This is a genomic window from Streptococcus sp. Marseille-Q8145 (assembly GCF_965112035.1).
Window position 1 is genome coordinate 253,812 of record NZ_CBCOPQ010000004.1, and the last position, 17,425, is coordinate 271,236.

Below are 17,425 nucleotides of genomic sequence, written 5' to 3' on the forward strand. Positions count from 1 at the left end.
TAAGAGGGGTAGAATCATGGATCCTAAAAAAATTGAACGCATCAACGAACTGGCTAAAAAGAAAAAAACCGAAGGCCTAACTGCTGAGGAAAAAGTGGAACAAGCCAAGCTTCGTGAAGAGTACATCGAAGGCTACCGCCGTTCTGTTCGCCATCACATTGAAGGCATCAAGATCGTTGATGAGGACGGCAATGATGTGACGCCTGAAAAATTGCGCCAAGTTCAGCGCGAGAAAGGTCTTCATGGCCGCAGTCTAGATGATCCAAATTCATAAAAACAAGAAAAAGAGAGAGTGGGACAGAAATCGGTAATTCGTTAGAATTCGATTTCGTCGTCCCACCTCCGCACAGTTGAGTAGGGCTGTAAAAGCTGATGAAATCAGCGTAGTAGAGCCCACTCAACCACTGCGTCTTGCTCTACAATCCAAAGACAATTGAAGAGTCTAGGACTTTTGTCCCAGACTCTTTTTTTGAATTTATAACTTAGCTTAAGGCTAAGAATATTTATGAATTTTATATCGAGGGATACAGCATTTATAAAGGAAAATCAAGAAATAATGCCTAGCAAGCGAGTAGACAAGCTTGGTTTTTTATCCTTCTATATAGTCTCTTAATGCTTGACCACTTAGGCCGACATTGAGGGCAATCAGTAGCTTGATGCGAGCCTTCGGTGCATTGAGCTCTTTGACAAACATGATTCCGGCTTGGTGTAGCTTGACACCGCCACCTTCGTAGGCGTAGACAGGCTCAGAAATGCCGTTGAAACAACGTGAAACGAGAGCGATGGGGAGACCAGCTTCTGCCATCGCTGTTAATGTTTCCGCAGTTTCTTTTGGCAGATTGCCTGCGCCAAAGGCTTCGATGATGAGACCGTCTAGCTTTTGCCAATCCAGCATATCAAGCAGTTCTGTTTTCATACCGGCATAGGCTGGGATGATGGGTACCAGCCCTGAAATGCTAGTCAGGTCAAAGCGGACGCGAGGTTCTGCTGTTTTGAAATAGAGAATTTCGTGTTTCATGACCAGGCCTAGAGGACCGTGCGTCGGAGTTTGAAAGGTGCTGACGTTGGTGGTGTGGGTTTTAGTGACATATTTGGCAGCATGCACTTCGTCATTCATGACGACTAGGACACCCTTGCCACGAGCTTTCTGGTCACTGGCCACCCGCAAAGCAGTCAGGTAGTTATAAACTCCGTCACTACCAAGTTCATTTGAACTTCTCATAGCTCCGGTCAAAACGACAGGGATGTCAGGCAGGTCCATGGTATCAAGGAAGTAGGCAGTCTCCTCCAGAGTATCGGTTCCGTGGGTAATGACCACACCGTCGTATTGGTCAGCGTCAGCTTTGATTTTTTGGTAGAGGTCGAGCATGTGCTGGGGAGTGATGTGAGGACTGGGAACATTGAAGAAATCAACCACCGTCACTTCAATACCATCTAAAGGAACAGCCACATGGTTCATGGGATTGTCTTGGCTACTATTGACGGCACCACTTCCGTCAGCCTGCATGGAAATGGTTCCACCCGTATGTAAAACTAAAATTTGCTTATTCATAGATGAGCTTCTCCGTGAATTGTGTTATAATTTATTGTATCATAAAAGGAAAGAATGAGAAAATCAATGGAAATAAAAGCCGTCTTTTTTGATATAGATGGAACCTTGATTAATGACAGTCGAACCGTCTTGAAATCGACAGAAGCTGCCATTAAGAGTTTGCAGGAACAAGGGATTTTGGTCGGTTTAGCAACAGGTCGGGGCCCCTTCTTTGTCAAGCCTTTTATGGATAAGCTGGATTTAGACTTTGCTGTCACCTACAATGGTCAATATATTTTTTCAAAAGACAGGGTCATTTCTGCCACACCGATTGATAAGCAGAGCCTGCGTGATCTGATTGCCTATGCCAAGGAGCACCGAAAAGAGATTTCCTTGGGGACAGAACAGGCCATGCAAGGTTCAAAAATTATGACCTTTGGTATGAGTTCTTTTTCACAGTGGGCTACCCAGTTTATTCCTAGGAAGATGACTCGGACGGTGAGCCATGGTTTTAACAAGATTGTGAGCAAGGCCTTGCCTCAGCATGAAGAAGACCTGTTGAAATTGATCCAAGAGCCTATTTACCAGGTGCTGATTTTGGCGGATCCAGTTGAGAGTGCAAAGATTGAAGCAGATTTTCCACATTTGAAATTTACTCGTTCTAGTCCTTATGCAGCGGACATCATCAATCAAGGGATGTCCAAGCTAGAGGGCATTCGTCTAGTCGGTCAAGAGTATGGCTTTGATATCCATCAGGTCATGGCCTTCGGCGACTCTGACAATGACTTGGAAATGCTGTCGGGAGTTGGTTTGTCTATTGCCATGGGGAATGGTACCAGCTCTGTCAAGGAAGTAGCCAAGCATACGACTAGCAGCAATAGTCAGGACGGGATTCATCGGGCACTAGAACATTTTGGTATTTTAGCGAGTGAGAAAGTCTTTGTGTCTCGCGATCACCACTTCAATAAGGTCAAGACTTTCCATGGTGTCATGGATGAGTCTACGCAGGAAGAACCCATCGCTTGGACACCAGAGGAAGCTCGGCACCGTGCTGACTTCAAGTTGGAAGAGTTGGTTGAATTTCTCAGAGCTGCCAGCTCTTCAGAGGAAGAATTTGATCAGTCGATGGCCAGAATGCACGAGGCTTTAGATAAGGCTGCTGCCAAGGTTCGTAGCAAGAGCAAGGCAGAAATCTCCTTAGTTGGTCAAGTGGATGCTCTGATTGATACGCTCTACTTTACTTACGGTAGCTTTGTCTTGATGGGAGTTGATCCTGAGCGGATTTTCGATATTGTCCATCAGGCCAATATGGGGAAAATTTTCCCAGATGGAAAAGCGCATTTTGATCCAGTAACCCATAAAATCCTCAAACCAGATGACTGGGAAGAAAAATATGCGCCAGAACCAGCGATCGAACGGGAGTTGGAGCGACAGATTCAGGCTTATCAGCGTAATGTGGAAAAGGCGCAAAAAGAAACAAAAGACGAAGAGTAGCGACTCTTCATCAGCAGAATTTTTATTTTACGATACTCAATCGAATTATTTTACGGAGGTTTTCTCATGTTATCAAGAGTTGAAAAATTTGAAGCAGCCTTGGCTCAGACAGAATGCGATGCTGTCCTAGTAACCAATCTGAAAAATATTTACTATCTGACTGGTTTTAGTGGCACAGAAGCGACGGTTTTCATCAGCAAGTCACGTCGGATTTTCCTGACGGATTCTCGCTATACCTTGATTGCCAAGGGCGTGGTTGAGGGCTTTGATATTGTTGAAACGCGGGATGCAGTTGGAGAAATTGCTAAAATCATTGCAGACGATCAGTTGGCAAAAATCGGTTTTGATGATGAAATTTCCTATGCTTACTTCAAGATGCTGGAAAGTGTGTTTGCTGGTCATGAGTTGGTGCCGATGACAGGTTTTATCGAAAATCTGCGCATGATCAAGGATGAGCAAGAAATCGCGACCATTCGCAAGGCCTGTCAGATTTCTGATCAAGCCTTCCTAGACGTGCTGGACTTTATCAAGCCTGGTCAGACGACAGAGCTGGCTGTTATGAACTTTTTGGATGCTCGCATGCGCCAGCTAGGTGCTTCAGGTGCCTCTTTTGACTTCATCATCGCTTCGGGCTACCGTTCTGCTATGCCACATGGTGTGGCCAGTGACAAGGTTATTCAAAATGGTGAAACCCTGACCATGGATTTTGGTTGCTATTACAACCACTATGTCAGCGATATGACGCGGACTGTTCATGTGGGGCAAGTGACAGATGAAGAGCGGGAGATTTATGACATTGTCTTGCGTAGTAATCAGGCTCTGATAGAAGCGGCTAAAGCTGGACTCAGCTGTATTGATTTTGACCGGATTCCTCGTCAAATTATCAACGACGCAGGCTATGGTCCTTACTTTAGCCACGGAATTGGCCACGGAATTGGGCTGGATATCCATGAGATTCCTTACTTTGGTAAGTCAGAAGAGCCGATCAAGGCTGGCATGGTTCTGACAGATGAACCGGGTATCTATCTGGATGGCAAATACGGCGTTCGGATCGAAGATGACCTTCTGATCACAGAGACTGGTTGTGAGGTCTTGACCCTCGCTCCAAAAGAGTTGATTGTGATTTGAGAATTATCAAGCTTTATGGTAGAATAAAGAGTAAATTATTTATTAAAGAGGTAAAAAACAAATGATTGAAGCAAGCAAGCTGAAAGCTGGAATGACTTTTGAAACTGCTGATGGTAAATTGATCCGTGTCTTGGAAGCAAGTCACCACAAACCAGGTAAGGGAAATACTATCATGCGTATGAAATTGCGTGATGTTCGTACTGGTTCTACATTTGAGACTAGCTACCGTCCAGAAGAAAAATTTGAACAAGCTATCATCGAAACAGTACCAGCACAATACTTGTACCAAATGGATGGTACTGCGTATTTCATGAATACTGAGACTTATGACCAATACGAAATTCCAGTCGTTAATGTAGAGGACGAGTTGAAATTCATCCTTGAAAACTCAGATGTGAAAATCCAATTCTACGGATCAGAAGTGATCGGTGTGACAGTACCTACAACTGTTGAATTGGTGGTAACAGAAACACAACCATCTATCAAGGGTGCTACTGTAACAGGTTCTGGTAAACCAGCAACTCTTGAAACAGGTCTTGTTGTCAATGTACCAGACTTCATCGAAGTTGGACAAAAATTGGTCATCAATACAGCCGAAGGAACTTACGTTTCTCGTGCGTAATTTCAATCTTTCATATAGAAAGGAATTCTTATGGCAAACGAACAATTAGGCGAAATCGTTATTGCGCCACGAGTCTTGGAAAAAATTATTGCCATTGCTACGGCTAAGGTAGAGGGCGTTCATTCTTTTGCAAATAAAAGCATGTCAGATAGCCTTTCTATGCGTACGCTTGGACGCGGTGTTGCGCTACATACGGATGAAAGTGGCGACATATCAGTTGATATCTACCTCTATCTGGAGTACGGTATCAGTGTACCAACAGTTGCAGTTGCAATCCAAAAAGCAGTCAAAAGCGCTGTAAGCGATATGGCTGAAGTGGAGCTGTCTGCTGTCAATATCCATGTGGCAGGTATTGTTCCAGAAAAATCACCAAAACCAGATTTGAAAGATCTGTTTGATGAGGATTTCCTCAATGACTGATGTTTTGTTAGAATCTAGAAGAGAGCTACGCCAGCGGGCGTTTCAGGCCTTGATGAGCCTAGAGTATGAAGGGGATGCCATTGAGTCTTGTCGCTTTGCCTATACTTATGATAAGGACGAAGAGCAGACAGATGCTGAAGTCAATATCCCAGCATTTCTACTCAACTTGGTCACAGGAGTATCTCAATCCAAGGAAGAATTAGATAAGAAAATCGCCCAGCACTTGAAAGCAGGCTGGACAGTTGAGCGTCTGACCTTGGTGGAAAAGAATATCCTGCGATTAGGCATCTTTGAAATCACAGAGTTTGATACTCCTGAGCGAGTAGCGGTCAATGAAGCTATTGAACTTTCCAAGCAATTCTCTGATGAAAAATCAAGTAAGTTTATCAATGGTATTTTAAGCCAATTTATAACAGAAGAAAAAGACTGAGACGATTGTCTCAGCTTTTTTTGGTTTTTGATAGTTGTAGTTGCTGATAATGCTTAAGAAGTTTCCATTATAGAAACCTAGGTCTCGGCTGCTTACTTTTCCTATAGATTCCTGGTAACCTAGACCTCGGTTGCTCACTTTTCCTATAGATTCCTGGCAATCTAGGTCTCGGTTAGTCACTTTCCCTATAGAATCATGGTAACCTAGGCCTCGGCTGCTTACTTTTCCTATAGATTCGTGGTAACCTAGGCCTCGGCCGGTCATTTTTCTTATAGATTCATGGTAACCTAGGTCTCGTCTGGTCACTTTCCCTATAGAATCATGGTAATCTAGGCCTTAGCTATTCACTTTTCCTATAGCTTCATGACAATCTAGACCTCGAATGTGCTTTTCATCTCTATTTATAGGATGAATCGCTTTCGTTTCTTACGATTTTTACTAGGTCTTTTAGAGATGAGGAATGGTCTAGTCAGTCTAAGTAAGAAAAGAAAGAGATAAGAGAAAATCGACTAAAGAGTAATTCTTCAGAAGAGAGTTTTTGAGGGGGAACTTTGGATTGAATACGGCTATGTGGGGAAATTTAAATTGCTAGTAAACTTGATAATGTTGAAAAAGTTCCTGTCTGTTTTTGTATAGTGGTAGTGTAAAATAAGTTGTGTAAACACAAAAAAGGAATAAATCCGTTATAGTAGAGTTGCGAAACATTACTAGAAAGAGATTTATTCATATGACTCAGTTTACCACAGAACTACTTAACTTCCTAGCCCAACAGCAAGATATTGATGAATGTTGCCGTTCTTCTCTTGAAACAGCCATGAATGATCTGCTTCAAGCGGAGTTATCAGCCTTTTTAGGGTATGAGCCTTACGATAAAGTAGGCTATCATACTGGAAATAGTCGTAACGGAACCTATTCACAGAAATTTGAAACCAAATATGGGACTGTTCAGTTAACCATTCCAAGAGATCGTAATGGGAACTTTAGTCCAGCTTTGATCCCCGCTTATGGACGTCGCGATGACACTTGGAAATGTTCTGACACCCTTGAAAGCTTATTTGCTTAACACTTCGTAACTCTAGTTGAGCGTTTACATAAAATTATAGAATGTATCTACAATTATCTAAAAGCTTGTAAGAAATAATAAAATAAAGTAATAAGAATGGTATAATAGGTAGAATACATATTTAGTCCTGATGGTCTTCCGATGATAGGAGCGACTGTGATCGCTTTTATTGAATTGATAAATGAGAAGATTAAAGCGGTGTAGACAAATTAGAGGTTGTAGGTGTGTTGAAATGGAAAAAGATATACAGTTATGTTTGATGGAAGAAGATGACCGAGAGCTGTTTATTTTGGACAATCAGGAAGCTTTTAACTACGGGGCTTTGGAGGAGTTTGGGTGTAGAGATAACCACTTTGAAGAAGATGGTCAAATCATTTCACGAGAGACCATCGAACAGTCCATTGACCACGGAAAGGCTTATCGTATTATTCTTGAAGAGAAAAAAGTTGGCGGTGCTGTAATTAAAGTTGATGGAGAAAAAGGAAGTTTAGACCTGCTATTCGTTTCCCCAGATGCTCACGGTAAGGGAGTTGGATATGCTGCCTGGTGTCAAGTTGAAAAGTTACATCCAGAAGTCAAAATTTGGGAGACTATGACACCATACTTTGAGCAGCGTAATATACATTTTTATGTAAATAGATGTGGGTTTCATATTGTTGAATTTTTTAATAAATTTCATCCTGACCCAAATGAGCCAGAAGCGGATGTTAAGGAATTTGATGAGCAATTTCCAGACGGAATGTTTCGGCTTGAAAAAAGAATAGATTAAATTAGAAGTTGGAATTGCAATAGAGCGGTGCTTAATGACTATCTTAAAGATAATGCTAATAATGGTCAGTGTTGCATTTATTATGTTTGGATATGAGATCGCCCCAAGGGAGTATCTAATAGTTTGTATTATTAAGAGCTTTAAGGTACTTGAAAAATTCCAAGAAGAGGAATAGCTTAGAGCAGGTGAATACAAGGATTATTTGCAGATTACAGGAGGATAAGCATGACGATTGTTTTGATTTCAGTTATTATTGCATTTCTATATCATAAAATCGCAGAACATTTTAAGAATAGTTATATTGATTGTATTCTATTTCTATCATTGATTTTGTCTCATTTTATATGGGATTACTATTTCTTACCAATTGACATAGTAATAGCCCTCAGTGGAGTACATTTACTATCAAATTTCTTTGAAAAGGTGAGAAGTAAGCAATGAAACTGATTTAGAGAGAGTCACTATAAAATGAAAGTTAAAAAGTTAGGTATTTAAAATGAAACATTTTTTTGCAGGGCTTGGTGCCATAAACTTTGCTAGTTATCTAATTGCTATAGGTGTAGGATTGGCACCTCTCTTTCACATTTTTATAATCCGTTCGGAAATAAGTTTTTGGAAAATAGTATTGTCTATAATAGCTATACTTTTAATCATAATTTTAACGATTGCGCGAATTTATAGAAGATTTTTCTATGTAGATTAGTTTGATTTCCTTTAGAATTTGGGAAAACCTTATCTTTCTAAAAAACGAACAGTGCTATTGGATGCAGGCGATAGGCTAAGGAAAACGGTAATGATTATGAGATCAAAAAGTAATCAGGGATTGGACTGCATTAAAAAATACTTTTAAAGAAAAGATTTATGCAAGAAATGCTTTTTTGATGAGCCTAAAGAAATTTTTAGTTTCATCAACTTAAACAACAAAGAGAGAGGTGGTGGATTTCGTATGAAAGGAATCTGAAATCATACATAAAGCTTTGGAATAAAAAAATGATCTATGAAAACCTTTACATTTCGATAGAGAATCTGTATAATAAATACAGAAAACGTTTGCACACGTATTTTCTATAGGAAAAAATAAAGGAGTTTTTTTATTTATGAAAAGAAACTATTATCTACAGTCTCGGACCAGTGAAAAGCGTCATTATTTTGGAATTCGTCGCTTGAAAGTCGGAGTAGCATCTGTCGTGATTGCGTCTGGCTTTCTCTTTGGAGGTGCCCAGTTAGTCAAAGCGGATGAGACAAAGGCTACGACTAGCCCAACAACGGAAACAGTATCAGCTACTAATTCAGAAGCTTTGCCTAAGCCAGCAGATGAAGCAAAAGCCGAGGAAGTGGATAGTTCCGCGCAAAAAGAAAGCGAACAAAAAGGCAATATCGAGAAAAGCGCCCAGCCTGAGGCAGTAGTAAATCAAGCTGCTCAGCCGACAGAGGGGGCAGACTCTAGTGCGACTCCAGAAGCAGCTGGGAAAGAAGCCAAGGAAACAGCTGCATCTGACGAGAAAGAAAAGCCAGCGTCAACTGATCAGTCAGAGATATCGACCAAGGATGCTATCGCAGATGGCCATATGCGTTTCCATTTCAAAAATCTACCATCCGAGAATCTGGATAGCTTAGGTTTATGGACTTGGGATGATGTTGAAACCCCTTCTGGTCAAAAGGGAGGCTGGCCGACCGGTGCGACTAGTTTTGCGACAGCTAAAAAAGATGATTATGGCTATTACCTTGATGTCAAGATGGCAGAGAAAAGGAGCAAGGTTAGTCTCTTAATCAACAATACAGCAGGTCAAAATATTACGGGTGATAAGACGGTTGAGCTGCTCAGCCCTCAGATGAATGAAGTTTGGTTTGACAAAGACTATAACCCTCATACCTCCGAGCCTTTGAAAGAAGGAATGCTTCGGATCAATTATTATCGCACAGATGGTCAGTATGATAAGAAATCCCTTTGGCTCTGGGGAGATGTGCAAAATCCAGGTCAAAATTGGCCTGATGGCGTGGACTTTGAAAAGACTGGGAAATACGGTCGCTACGTAGATGTTCCTCTGAAAGAGGCTGCAAAGATGATTGGCTTCCTGCTTTTAGATGAAAGCAAGTCAGGAGATGATGTGAAGATTCAAAAACAGGATTATAATTTTGCAAATTTGGGTAAGACTAGCCAGATTTTCTTGCGTGATGCGGATCCAACGGTTTATACCAACCCTTACTTTGTCAATGATATCCGCATGACAGGAGCCCAGCATGTTAGCTTGACAGAGATTGAGGCGACCTTCTCTACCTTAGAAAATGCTAAAAAAGAAGATATTCTGAAAAACCTAAAAATTACCAATAAAGATGGCGGAGAAGTCGCTGTTAAAGATGTGGTTCTGGATCCTAAGAATAAAAGCGCAAAATTAATCGGTGATTTTAACCAAGCTCAGTCACCTTATCTTATCAAATATGGCAACGACCAATTTAAAACCAGCATGAACTGGCAGCTGAAGGACAGTCTTTACAAGTATGATGGTGATTTGGGCGCGCGTGTTTCTCAAGCGGGCAAACAAGTAGACCTGACCTTCTGGTCACCGAGTGCGGATCAAGTTGATTTGGTGGTCTATGACAAGGAAGATCAGAACAAGGTCCTTGGGCGCATAGCTATGCAGAAGGGTGAGTCTGGCACATGGACTGGCAGCTTGACGCCTAAGAGCGGGCTAGGTCTTTCTGACTATCGTGGCTATTTCTATCATTATGAAATTAGCCGTGGCGGCAAAAAGGTTCTGGTGCTGGATCCTTATGCTAAGTCTTTAGCTGCTTGGAACAGTGAGGATGCGGACAAGGGGGATGCCTACAAGATTGCCAAGGCAGCCTTTGTAGATCCAAGTGAATATGGACCAAAAGACCTGACCTATGCAACTATTCCGAACTTCAAGAAGCGGGAAGATGCTTTGATTTATGAGGCGCATGTTCGTGATTTTACTTCAGATCCAGCTATCTCAAAGGATTTAAAATCTCAATTTGGAACCTTCTCAGCTTTCATTGAGAAATTGGATTATTTGAAAGACTTGGGAGTGACCCACGTTCAGCTCTTACCAGTTCTGAGTTATTACTTTGTAAATGAGCTGAAAAATGCTGAGCGCATGGACAAGTATGCTTCCAGCAACAGCAACTACAACTGGGGCTATGACCCGCAAAACTACTTTTCGTTGACAGGTATGTATTCGAGCACACCGACAGATCCAGCCAAGCGCATTGAGGAATTCAAAAATCTTGTCAATGAAATTCATAAGCGTGGTATGGGCGTTATCATGGACGTGGTCTATAATCACACAGCCAAGACTTCTATCTTCGAGGACTTGGAGCCCAATTACTACCACTTTATGGATGCGGATGGGACACCAAGAACTAGCTTTGGTGGCGGCCGCTTGGGTACTACTCACTATATGAGCAGACGGGTCTTGGTGGATTCGATCAAGTACCTGACAGAGCAGTACAAGGTAGATGGCTTCCGCTTTGATATGATGGGGGACCACGATGCTGAGTCCATCCAAAAAGCCTTTGAAGAAGCCAAGAAGCTTAATCCAAATCTCATTATGCTGGGTGAGGGTTGGAAGACTTATACAGGTGATGAAAATAAAGCAGTCCAGCCTGCTGACCAAACTTGGATGAAGTCAACAGACACGGTAGCAGTCTTCTCAGATGACATTCGCAATACCTTGAAATCGGGTTATCCAAATGAGGGAACGCCAGCCTTTATCACCGGTGGAAAGCGCAATGTAGAAGATGTTTTCAAGAATATCAAGGCGCAGCCAACCAATTTTGAGGCAGATAGCCCAGGGGATGTGATCCAATACATTGCGGCCCATGATAATCTGACCCTCTTTGATATTATTGCCCAGTCGATTAAGAAAGATCCAGCAGTCGCTGCCAATAATCAAGAGATTCATCGCCGTCTGCGCCTAGGAAATCTGATGATGCTGACTTCGCAAGGAACTCCATTCATCCACTCTGGTCAAGAGTACGGCCGGACCAAGCAATTCCGCGATCCTGCCTATAAATATCCTGTCTCTGAAGACAAAGTTCCAAACAAAGCGCATTTGTTGACCAATGAGGATGGCACACCGTTTGAATACCCGTATTTCATTCATGATTCTTATGATTCGAGCGACGCGGTCAATCATTTTGACTGGACCAAGGCGACTGATGCGGAGAAATTCCCAGAAAATGCCAAGAGTCGTGCTTATATGAGGGGCTTGATTAGTCTGCGGAAATCAACGGACGCCTTTACCCGCAGCTCCAAAGCAGAAGTAGATCAAAATGTGACCCTCATCACCCAGCCTGGCAAGGATGGCGTTGAGAAAGAAGACCTTGTCCTTGGCTACCAAGTGGTTGCTTCGAATGGCGATATTTATGCAGTCTTTGTCAATGCGGATAAAAAGGAGCGAAACTTCAACTTTGGTGAAACCTACAAGCATCTAGCAGGTGCAGAGGTTGTGGTTGATGGCAATAGCGCAGGCGTTTCTGCTATTTCAAATCCAGCAGGTGTCACTAGAAACAGTAATGGATTGACTCTAGCTCCGCTGACAGCGATAATTTTGCGGATTAAAAAGGCGAGTCCAGCTCAAGAAGAAAAGCCTCAAGATACAAGTAAAGACATCCAGCAAAATCCGTCTCAAGGCAGCGTTAAGGAACTTCAAAAAGAACAAAGCCCTAGACCTAGCTTGTCGAATAAGCTTGTTCAAGTTCCATCTGCTACTACATCTCCATCTTCAGAGAGTCAAAAACAACTTGCTGCAGAGCCACAGCAGGACAAAGTAAGTCCTACTGAGACTGCTTCGACAGAAAAAGTCTTGCCGAAAACGGGCACAGAAACTTCTCTGCTGGCGATTTTAGGTGGTTCTCTTGCCTTCTTGGCTGGCTTGCTCGCTTTTAGAAAGAAGCAATAAAGTGAGAGTGGGACAGAAATCGGTAATTCGTTAGAATTCGATTTCGTCGTCCCACCTCCGCACAGTTGAGTAGGGCTGTAAAAGCTGATGAGATCAGCGTAGTAGAGCCCACTCAATCACTGCGTCTTGCTCGACATTCCAAAGACAATTGAGAGGCCAGGACTTTTGTCCCAAACTCAGCAGTTGTAGAAATCCATGTTTCTCAGCCGTGATAGATAAAAATACGACTTCCATTTTGGAAGTCGTATTTTCTTATTTAGTAGGGATTGAATGAAAATTACACACTTTTACCAGGCAAGAGGTTCACAGGCAGGAAGTAGCCGGTCGTTGTGACTTCTTGCTTGTCAATTTTTTGTAGCAGTAAATCGACCAGAAGTTTGGCAATCTCCTTCAGTGGCTGTTTAATAGTCGCTAATTGAGGATAATAGTTCTCCACAAAGTAAGTTCCGTCGTAGCCGATGATTTTTAAATCTTTAGGAATCTGGATGCCCAGCTCCTGAGCGACTTTCATCACTAAAATGGCTGTCAAATCATCTGAAGCAAAGATAGCATCGGGCTTCTCATGGGTTAAAATATGCTTGATTTCCATTTCCTTTCGGACGGGAGAATAATCGCTGGAGACATTGATAATCGGTGCGTCCGGCAGGACGGAAGCAAAGCCAGCATGGCGCAGGCCAGTTGGGGAATTGGAATTATCATTACCAGTAATCATGATGATATTTTGAGCGCCAGCCTTGACCAAGGTCTGAGCAGCCAGTACTCCGCCACCATAGTTGTCTGAGGAGACAACTGGGATATCTGGTGAAAGGTTACGGTCAAAGGAAATGATAGGAGCAGTTACGCGATTATAGTCTTCGATGCCTAGATTGTGACTGCCGGAGATGATACCATCCACCTGATTGGCCTCTAGCATCTCAAGGTACTCACGCTCCTTATCTGAGTCGTGCTCGCTATTGCAGATGATGGTTTTATAGCCCTGTTTAAAGAGCTCGTGCTCTAGCTTGCCAATCAATTCTGCATAAAAGACATTGCTGATATTGGGGAAAATGAGTCCAATCAGCTTGGCTGATTTTCCTTGGAGGCTGCGCGCCAGATTGTTGGGCTTGTAGGCCAATTCTCGCATGGCTGCTTCAACCTTGGAAATCGTTTTGTCGGATAAGTAGCCCTTCCTATTGATGACGCGGGAAACAGTTGTAGGGCTGACTCCTGCTAGTTTTGCTACATCAGTTAGCTTTGCGACCATAATCTAATTCATAGTAAGTACCGGTTGGATTGCCCTTGGTAATGGCAATGCCTGTCTGGTCTTCTCTCGGGAAGACACGGCCGGAAAATACTTTCTCTCCTTTATTGATGAAAATTTCAAAAATCGATTTATCGATGAAAATAGTAGCGTTCGTTGCTTTCTTGCCAATATCACAGCTTCGGCTGGTTCCAAAGTCCAGAGCAAATGGATCGCCCGCTTGACTGCGGTCAACAGTCACTTGACCTTCCTTAAGGTCGAAGTTGATGCGTAACCCCTTGCCATCCTTGCCTGCAAAGAGGACGATTTCGTGTTCGGTGTCCGCAGCGAGATTCAGTTCTAGTTCGTAGCTATTCTTGCTTTCTGTCAAAGGAGTGAAAGGCTGAGCCTCTGCTCGTAAGTCCTTGATTGCTGGGACTGGGTATTGGTAGAGCTTGCCGTCTTTCAGGGTCAATTCCTTGACGAGGGAGAAGACTCCTTGATGGTCGAAGCGGTCAGATGGGTATTCAACATCAGGCAAGCCTAGCCAGCTGACAGCCAGTGCACGACCGTCAGGTGCGTTGAAAGCTTGGGTGGCATAGCAGTCGAAGCCATAATCCAGATTTTGGATAGGACTAGGATCAATCATCGCGGCTTTATTTGTGTCAAACGATTGACCTATTTTATACATATTTGGATAAATGTTGCCATAGTCCAGTACGTCTTTAGATAAGCCTTGAGGGCAGTAGAGCAGGACTGGTTGGTCATTGATAAAGACTAGGTTTGGACACTCCATCATATAGGCTGTCTTGTCGTTGGCGAAGTTTAAATCGCCGACGACTTCCCAGTTGGTATAGTCGTTATCAACTGCCTTGTAAAGCTTGACGTAGCCTTGTTTGTCTAGATTTTGCCCACCAACAATGGCATAGAATTGTCCTTTGTAATTGAAAATCTGCGGATCACGGAAGTGGTCGGTTGCTTCGGCAGGTTGCTCAATCAAGACCTTGTCAATTTTTTCGAGCTTGCCTGATTTATCTAGCAAGGCACCGATTTGATAAGGATGACGCACCCAATTCTCATCACGAACATTGCCGGTGTAGAAGAGAAAGAGATTGTCACCGAACTGCATGGCAGAGCCAGAATAGGCACCATGACTGTCCAGAGTAGTATCTGGCAGCACCCGAAGGCCAGTTTCAGTGAAGTGAACTAGGTCATCACTTTCTAATTGAACCCAGCATTTGAGACCGTGGGCTGCCCCGAAAGGAAAGTTTTGGTAGAAAACTATCCACTTGCCGTCAAAATAAGAGAAGCCGTTGGGGTCATTGAGCAGACCTGTCTGAGGCTCCACATGGTAGTTAGCCCGCCAAGGAGATTTAGCGATGTTTTCTTTGATCTGCTGTAGCTCTTCCTGAGTCCAGTCTTCATAGCGTTTGTAGCGTTTTTCAGTCGTCCAAGCCAATCTTTTGTCCTCCGAATCATATTATTTCTTATTACTATAGTAAACGTTTTCTGCTGAAAAATCAACATTTAACAGTAAAAAAATATTTTTTCTGCAAAACGCTTGACATATCTCTGAATCATGGTAAAATAATATTCGTAAAGGCGATAAAATCGCTTTCAAAAAGTTTTACAATATTTTTATAAGGAGATTTTTGCAAATGAACAATACTGAAATTGCAAAAAAGGTCATCGAAGCCTTGGGTGGACGTGAGAACGTTAACAGTGTAGCTCACTGTGCGACTCGTCTGCGCGTCATGGTTAAAGATGAAGGAAAGATCGACAAAAATACTGTCGAGAACCTAGAAAAAGTTCAGGGTGCTTTCTTTAACTCAGGCCAATACCAAATCATCTTTGGTACAGGTACGGTTAATAAAATCTATGACGAAGTTGTAGCACTTGGCTTGCCAACTTCATCAAAAGATGACATGAAAGCTGAAGCTGCTAAACAAGGGAATTGGTTCCAACGTGCCATCCGTACTTTCGGTGATGTCTTTGTGCCAATTCTCCCAGCTATTGTTGCGACAGGTCTTTTTATGGGAGTTCGTGGAGCGATTGCTCAGGATCAAGTTTTATCTTTATTTGGTACCACAGCGGATGCTTTCAAATCGACTGACTTCTATACTTATACAGTAGTATTAACTGATACAGCCTTCGCTTTCTTCCCAGCTTTGATTTGCTGGTCAGCTTTTAGAGTCTTTGGCGGGAACCCCATCATTGGTTTGGTTCTTGGTCTAATGATGGTTAACTCAGCACTTCCAAATGCTTGGGATGTAGCTGGTCAGGCTACTAAATTTGCTGTTGATCCTTCTAAGGATATTTTAGACAAAATTGCTAATATGGATGTTCTAGGAAGTCTGAAATTTGCTAGCGAAGTTACAGCAACAAAAGCTCATCCAATTTACTTCTTTGGTTTTATTCCGGTGGTTGGCTACCAAAACTCGGTGCTTCCTGCCTTCTTTGTAGGTTTGTTTGGTGCGAAATTTGAAAAATGGCTGCACAAGAAAATTCCAGATGTCTTGGATCTTCTTCTTGTTCCATTCCTTACTTTTCTTGTAATGTCTATTTTGGGACTCTTTGTGATTGGTCCAGTCTTCCACATTGTTGAGTCATATGTTTTGAATGGTACAGAGTTCCTTCTTAGCCTTCCGTTTGGTCTTGCTGGCTTGATTATTGGTGCAGTACATCAACTGATTGTCGTAACTGGTGTTCATCACATCTTCAACTTACTGGAATCTCAATTGGTATCTCAAACTGGGAAAGATCCATTTAATGCGATTATCACTGCTGCTATGACAGCTCAGGCTGGTGCAACTTTGGCTGTAGCTGTGAAGACAAAATCTAAAAAACTCAAGGCTCTTGCATTCCCAGCAGCACTTTCTGCAGGATTAGGTATTACTGAGCCAGCTATCTTCGGGGTTAACTTGCGCTTCGTTAAACCGTTTGTCATTGGACTGGGTGCTGGTGCTGTTGGTGGTTGGTTAGCTTCTATTATGGGGCTTGCAGGTACAAGTTTCGGTATCACAATTATTCCAGGTACACTCCTTTACCTGAATGGTCAATTGTTGCAATATATCTTTATGGTTGTTCTGACAACTGGTTTGAGTTTTGTTCTGACTTATATGTTCGGATACAAAGACGAAGAAACTGCTGAAGAAAAAGCTGAAACTGAAAAACTTGTCGAAGAAGAAACAACTGGTAATGTTCCAGCAGCTCTCCAAGATGAAACAATCATTTCTCCAATCGTTGGTAGTGCAGTAGCTTTGAGCGATGTAAATGATCCTGTTTTCTCAAGCGGAGCTATGGGTCAAGGGATTGCGATCAAACCAACTGAAGGTGTCGTTTATGCCCCAGCTGATGCAGAAGTGACAATTGCTTTTGCGACAGGTCATGCTTATGGTTTGAAGACAGCTAATGGTGCTGAAATCCTGATCCACGTTGGTATTGACACAGTGTCTATGAATGGCGAAGGATTTGATCAAAAAGTTTCTCAAGGTTCTAAAGTCAAAGCTGGCGATATTATTGGAACGTTTGATTCAGCTAAAATCGCAGCAGCTGGTCTGGATGACACGACTATGGTTATCGTGACTAACACAGCCGACTACGCATCTGTGACTCCAGTAGCAGAAGGAACTGTTGCTAAAGGCGATGCGATTATTGAAGTGAAAGCTTAATCTTAGCTATAGAAAGTCAACAAAGGAAAACGAACAACTTATGTTTGTTCGTTTTTTACTTGAGTGCTAAGATTTACAGAGGAAAATCTAAAATATAGAGCCATTTCCAATATGGAAATATGCTATAATGGAGTATAAAGAATACAAGAGGTGTTT

At 42.5% G+C, this 17,425-nt stretch carries 15 protein-coding genes and 1 pseudogene; 13 read left to right on the plus strand and 3 right to left on the minus strand.

Going from position 1 to position 17,425, the window contains the following annotated elements; translation table 11 throughout:
• Positions 1-16: 16 nt before the first annotated feature.
• Complete coding sequence (locus tag ACWPVL_RS09575) at positions 17-274, plus strand: DUF896 family protein (protein WP_039975732.1); 258 nt, start codon at positions 17-19, stop codon at positions 272-274.
• A 315-nt stretch (positions 275-589) separates the two neighbouring features.
• Here ACWPVL_RS09575 and ACWPVL_RS09580 read toward each other — a convergent pair whose 3' ends face one another.
• The gene (locus ACWPVL_RS09580) at positions 590-1,552 is read right to left on the minus strand and encodes an asparaginase (RefSeq protein ID WP_454388529.1); all 963 of its coding nucleotides are present in this window, start codon (positions 1,550-1,552) and stop codon (positions 590-592) included.
• Positions 1,553-1,618: 66 nt separating this feature from the next.
• Here ACWPVL_RS09580 and ACWPVL_RS09585 point away from each other — a divergent pair, with 66 nt between their 5' ends.
• The 11 genes and pseudogenes from ACWPVL_RS09585 to ACWPVL_RS09635 all read left to right on the plus strand — a co-directional run bounded on the left by ACWPVL_RS09585 (position 1,619) and on the right by ACWPVL_RS09635 (position 12,379).
• Entirely contained in the window at positions 1,619-3,025 is a 1,407-nt protein-coding gene (locus ACWPVL_RS09585; RefSeq protein ID WP_454388531.1) for a Cof-type HAD-IIB family hydrolase, read from the plus strand.
• 66 nt (positions 3,026-3,091) lie between these two features.
• Positions 3,092-4,153: a M24 family metallopeptidase gene (locus ACWPVL_RS09590; protein WP_454388533.1), complete on the plus strand. Its 1,062-nt coding sequence runs from the start codon at positions 3,092-3,094 to the stop codon at positions 4,151-4,153.
• A gap of 61 nt (positions 4,154-4,214) precedes the next feature.
• Positions 4,215-4,775 (plus strand): elongation factor P, encoded by a 561-nt coding sequence (gene efp / locus ACWPVL_RS09595; protein ID WP_045500742.1) that lies wholly within the window; start codon positions 4,215-4,217, stop codon positions 4,773-4,775.
• A gap of 30 nt (positions 4,776-4,805) precedes the next feature.
• Positions 4,806-5,195 carry an Asp23/Gls24 family envelope stress response protein gene (locus ACWPVL_RS09600; protein ID WP_005591787.1) on the plus strand — a complete coding sequence of 130 codons (390 nt, stop codon included), beginning with the start codon at positions 4,806-4,808 and terminating at the stop codon, positions 5,193-5,195.
• Positions 5,188-5,625 carry a transcription antitermination factor NusB gene (gene nusB / locus ACWPVL_RS09605; RefSeq protein WP_181951229.1) on the plus strand — a complete coding sequence of 146 codons (438 nt, stop codon included), beginning with the start codon at positions 5,188-5,190 and terminating at the stop codon, positions 5,623-5,625. The genes ACWPVL_RS09600 and nusB overlap by 8 nt, the downstream gene beginning before the upstream one ends.
• Positions 5,626-6,352: 727 nt before the next feature.
• Positions 6,353-6,646, plus strand: a pseudogene (locus ACWPVL_RS09610) (transposase); the annotation flags it as partial.
• Positions 6,647-6,805: 159 nt separating this feature from the next.
• Complete coding sequence (locus tag ACWPVL_RS09615) at positions 6,806-6,892, plus strand: CD1845 family protein (RefSeq protein WP_221760745.1); 87 nt, start codon at positions 6,806-6,808, stop codon at positions 6,890-6,892.
• Between the two features lie 28 nt (positions 6,893-6,920).
• A complete protein-coding gene (locus ACWPVL_RS09620) occupies positions 6,921-7,457 on the plus strand; it encodes a GNAT family N-acetyltransferase (RefSeq protein ID WP_454388536.1) in 537 nt (178 codons plus the stop codon).
• 225 nt (positions 7,458-7,682) lie between these two features.
• Complete coding sequence (locus ACWPVL_RS09625) at positions 7,683-7,898, plus strand: hypothetical protein (protein ID WP_005591792.1); 216 nt, start codon at positions 7,683-7,685, stop codon at positions 7,896-7,898.
• A gap of 55 nt (positions 7,899-7,953) precedes the next feature.
• Positions 7,954-8,160 carry a hypothetical protein gene (locus ACWPVL_RS09630; RefSeq protein ID WP_454388539.1) on the plus strand — a complete coding sequence of 69 codons (207 nt, stop codon included), beginning with the start codon at positions 7,954-7,956 and terminating at the stop codon, positions 8,158-8,160.
• Between the two features lie 394 nt (positions 8,161-8,554).
• A complete protein-coding gene (locus ACWPVL_RS09635) occupies positions 8,555-12,379 on the plus strand; it encodes a pullulanase (RefSeq protein WP_454388541.1) in 3,825 nt (1,274 codons plus the stop codon).
• 277 nt (positions 12,380-12,656) lie between these two features.
• On the opposite strand, the gene ACWPVL_RS09640 is transcribed toward ACWPVL_RS09635, so the two are convergent.
• Positions 12,657-13,622: a LacI family DNA-binding transcriptional regulator gene (locus ACWPVL_RS09640; RefSeq protein ID WP_062005526.1), complete on the minus strand. Its 966-nt coding sequence runs from the start codon at positions 13,620-13,622 to the stop codon at positions 12,657-12,659.
• Positions 13,603-15,057, minus strand: a complete 1,455-nt coding sequence (locus ACWPVL_RS09645) for a sucrose-6-phosphate hydrolase (RefSeq protein ID WP_454388543.1) — start codon at positions 15,055-15,057, stop codon at positions 13,603-13,605. The genes ACWPVL_RS09640 and ACWPVL_RS09645 overlap by 20 nt, the downstream gene beginning before the upstream one ends.
• 199 nt (positions 15,058-15,256) lie before the next feature.
• Here ACWPVL_RS09645 and ACWPVL_RS09650 point away from each other — a divergent pair, with 199 nt between their 5' ends.
• Positions 15,257-17,269 (plus strand): sucrose-specific PTS transporter subunit IIBC, encoded by a 2,013-nt coding sequence (locus ACWPVL_RS09650; protein ID WP_454388545.1) that lies wholly within the window; start codon positions 15,257-15,259, stop codon positions 17,267-17,269.
• Positions 17,270-17,425 lie beyond the last annotated feature (156 nt).